The 3,628-nt window shown below is 37.4% G+C and carries 5 protein-coding genes; 3 read left to right on the forward strand and 2 right to left on the reverse strand.

Translation table 11 applies throughout. The annotated features are described in order from the left end of the window. Positions 1–521: 521 nt before the first annotated feature. Both ACKI4H_RS07675 and ACKI4H_RS07680 read right to left on the reverse strand, forming a co-directional pair. Positions 522–800, reverse strand: a complete 279-nt coding sequence (locus ACKI4H_RS07675) for a Txe/YoeB family addiction module toxin (RefSeq protein ID WP_407304869.1) — start codon at positions 798–800, stop codon at positions 522–524. Positions 801–803: 3 nt separating this feature from the next. Further along, complete coding sequence (locus tag ACKI4H_RS07680) at positions 804–1,124, reverse strand: type II toxin-antitoxin system Phd/YefM family antitoxin (RefSeq protein ID WP_407304871.1); 321 nt, start codon at positions 1,122–1,124, stop codon at positions 804–806. A 556-nt stretch (positions 1,125–1,680) separates the two neighbouring features. Here ACKI4H_RS07680 and ACKI4H_RS07685 point away from each other — a divergent pair. The 3 genes from ACKI4H_RS07685 to ACKI4H_RS07695 form a co-directional block, all read left to right on the forward strand. Then, positions 1,681–2,085 (forward strand): RNA polymerase sigma factor, encoded by a 405-nt coding sequence (locus ACKI4H_RS07685; protein ID WP_407304872.1) that lies wholly within the window; start codon positions 1,681–1,683, stop codon positions 2,083–2,085. Between the two features lie 15 nt (positions 2,086–2,100). Then, positions 2,101–3,024, forward strand: a complete 924-nt coding sequence (locus ACKI4H_RS07690) for a helix-turn-helix domain-containing protein (protein WP_407304873.1) — start codon at positions 2,101–2,103, stop codon at positions 3,022–3,024. Between the two features lie 21 nt (positions 3,025–3,045). After that, positions 3,046–3,628, forward strand: a 583-nt coding sequence (locus tag ACKI4H_RS07695; RefSeq protein ID WP_407304874.1) for an aldo/keto reductase, incomplete at its 3' end; no start/stop codon positions are given.

Below are 3,628 nucleotides of genomic sequence, written 5' to 3' on the forward strand. Positions count from 1 at the left end.
CTATTGATCATGTGGAGAGCAGGTTTGCTTTTGTGGAAGAATTACCGTTATATCAGGATTTATAATAGTGATTTTAAGGTAGAGGGTAGTTATTAGTTTGTGCGGAGCGCAGTAAAGTGCTAATTGAAAGGTTAGAATGAATAAATTTGTTTCTTACATCGTTTAAGTAAACGACCCGTTTTTTTGATAAAATGCAGTTTACAATAAAGTGTGCACATTAATTCAATTTTAAATAATTTGGCGTATTTAGTAAATAGCTTCCTCAGTTAATATTACAGGATTATTTTTAGATGTATTAAAAGTTCTAACTTATTAGACCTATATGTCCAGATTGGGTGGATATTTTTCCATTCGTTGGAACGGTGATAAGTGTAAAACGACGTTTCGTGATGACGTGAAAAAATTCTATGGTTTCGAAAAATAATACGTCTGGACCAAAAGCCTTTTAAAGAATTTCGATGGAATATAATATTGAACTCTTATTACATTATAGACGATACAGAAGTAGCTAAGAAGTCATTTTATATATCATTATAATGAAATCGGCATTGGACAATCGCACACTGTTGGTCTTTGCCTTTGGATCCAGATATCTGGTAAACTAGGCGATGCTCACCCGTAATACGTCTGGACCAAAAGCCTTTTAAATTATGCTTCAAAGCTTCAGGTTTTCCCATGCCATGGAAAGGAGTTCTTTTAATTTCTTTTAACAACTCTCTAATCTTGTTTGCAGCCTCTTCATCATTGTCCATCCAATACTCGAAATCTTCATAAGCTTCATGTGTAAAAACCAGATTCATACCTTATGCTTTCACTGGAACTTCGTCTTCTGGCGTAAACAATTTGGTATTACCTTGCTTTAAATGATCAATAGACCGCTCAAGACGTCTACGATTAGCATCAGTTGACATTAGATGTGAAGTTTCAGTAAGGGCATTATATTCTTTAATAGAAATTACCACAACAGCATCATCCTCTTTATTATTACGTGGAATAATCAAAATATCTTCTGTTGCACTTACTTCATCAAAGTAATTTTTCATGTTTGTCCTCAAGGACGAGATAGTCACCACTTTCATAAACTTAATTATTAAGTACTTATAAATGTACGTCAAGTTGTACATAATATCAATTATACTTTCAGAAATATAATTATTTGGCTAATAGTAGCTCTCAATTGTGATGTGACCAACTCTTAATAAGAGATATATTGTATTATCATTTTTTCACGGTTTTTTGTAATGTGGACGAGTAGATGAGTACCTAATCAAATATTAAAAATATTCTGCTCTTGGTGTAAGTTTTCTAAAATACGAACAACTAATAGTTGAAAAATCATATATGAGAAGTTTACTACTTTTGTTGGCTGTTTCAATAAGCGCCACATCTTGCGGACCCAATTAATCTCCTGAGAAGCGAATGAATATTAAGAATCAGAAACTTAGTCAAAAAGCTGAAGTGATTTTTAAACAGCAACAGATCTTAAGAGACAGTATATTAATCCTGAAAAAGGAAATCGACGCCATTAAAAATAAATGACCATGGCTTCAAACAAAATACCGTGAACGTAAAGGATGGCGATGTGATAAAACAAGGGCGGCGCATTTGTGTAAATTACAAAATCATTGAAGATCATTCCCCTATAAAAGGAGTAAGAATAGATAATACCAAACATTAGTAATGAGCGAAAGGGAATTTCTAACAATCATAAAGGATAACCAAGGCATCATCCATAAGATATGCCGGATTTACCGCAATAGCACTGAAGACCGGGAAGATCTTTTTCAGGAAGTTATTTTCCAGCTTTGGAGGTCATATCCCTCATTCAGCGGTGGTTCTAAGAGTTCGACATGGCTTTATCGTGTTGCGCTGAACACAGCTATGGCATCATTCAGAAAAACTCTACTCAGCTTCGTACGGTTTGCTTATGAAGAAAAAAAAAGTAGCCAAGATCGGCACCGAATGCCTGTCGATACTCAGTTTGATGGTACAAATTTGAGCCTATTTTATGCCCATATACTTATACAGATTCCTGTAATACTTACCATTATTCCTGATTATGAGCTCAGTAGGCTGTACCAATGAAATCTTGTTGTAATTTTGAATGGAAATAAAAATTACGCTGTGGAACTAAGTAAAAAACTAGAGAGTGTTACTCAATTTAATTCCGAAAGAGGCCAACAAACATTACATCCGCTTGTCACGGTGCTGGACCAGTCGAAATCACAACCGATAAGGGTAAAAAAGTTCATCTCTGAACTATATGTGATTTTTTTAAAGGATGAAAAATGTGCTGACCTCCGTTATGGGCGTAATCATTATGATTACCAGGAGGACTCCCTTATCTTTATATCACCTGGACAAGAGGCGGGTTTTGAAGTAGACAATGGTACAACCATTCAGCCCAACGGTTGGGCACTTGCTTTTCATCCTGACCTGATCAGAGGGACCATGCTTGGTATAATGATTAAAGATTACCATTACTTTTCATATGATGTTAAAGAGTCTCTGCATGTGTCTGCCCGTGAAAAAGAACTGCTACTGGAATGCTTTGGCAAAATTAGCTATGAACTGCAACATCCCATTGATAAACACAGCCGCAAGCTTATCGTCAGCACAATTGAATTATTGCTTAGTTACTGCGAACGCTTTTACGACAGGCAGTTTATTACAAGAAAACACATTAATAAGGATGTGCTGACACGGTTCGAAGAACTGTTAGATAACTATTTTAAATCTGATAAGCCCGGACAAATTGGCTTACCTTCAGTAGGTTATTGTGCAGACGCACTTAATCTATCGGCCAAATATTTCGGAGACCTTATTAAAAAGAAGACCGGGCAATCGGCACAGGATTATTTGCAGGGAAAGGTCATTGATGTTGCCAAAGAGCGGATGTTTGATCCAAATAAGTCAATAAGTGAGATTGCATATGATATGGGATTTAAATACCCACAACACTTTACCCGGTTATTTAAACAACGGGTGGGACAGTCGCCTCATGACTACAGGATAATGAATTAGAAGTATCTTAAAGACATTGACATGAATAAGAGAATATTAGCTAGCAGTGGTTTAGAAGTCTCGGCTCTTGGTTTGGGGTGTATGGGAATGAGCTGGTCATATGGGGCGGCAAAAGATAAAAAGGAAATGATCACTTTGATCAGGTCTGCTTTTGAAAAAGGCATTACGTTTTTTGATACAGCAGAAGTATACGGGCCATACACAAACGAAGAATTGCTTGGAGAGGCGCTTGAGCCTTTCCGTAAGGATGTGATAATTGCCACTAAATTTGGTTTTAAGCCTGCAGCTGAAGCAGAGGCGGGCACACGATGGTCTGCTTTAAGCAGCCGTCCTGAGCACATTAGAAGAGTGATTGAAGGTTCGCTTAAAAGGCTTCGAACTGACGTGATTGATTTATATTATCAGCACCGCGTCGATCCGGATGTTCCAATCGAAGATGTTGCGGGCGCTATAAAAAATTTAATTCAGCAAGGAAAAGTAAAGCATTTCGGACTTTCAGAAGCCGGTGCAGGCACCATACGTAGGGCGCATGCAGTTCAGCCCGTTGCCGCACTCCAAAGTGAATACTCCCTTTGGTGGCGTGAACCAGAAATCGAGATCCTAC

The organism is Acinetobacter sp. (genome assembly GCF_045628685.1).
In the GTDB taxonomy this organism is placed as follows: Bacteria; Pseudomonadota; Gammaproteobacteria; order Pseudomonadales; family Moraxellaceae; genus Acinetobacter.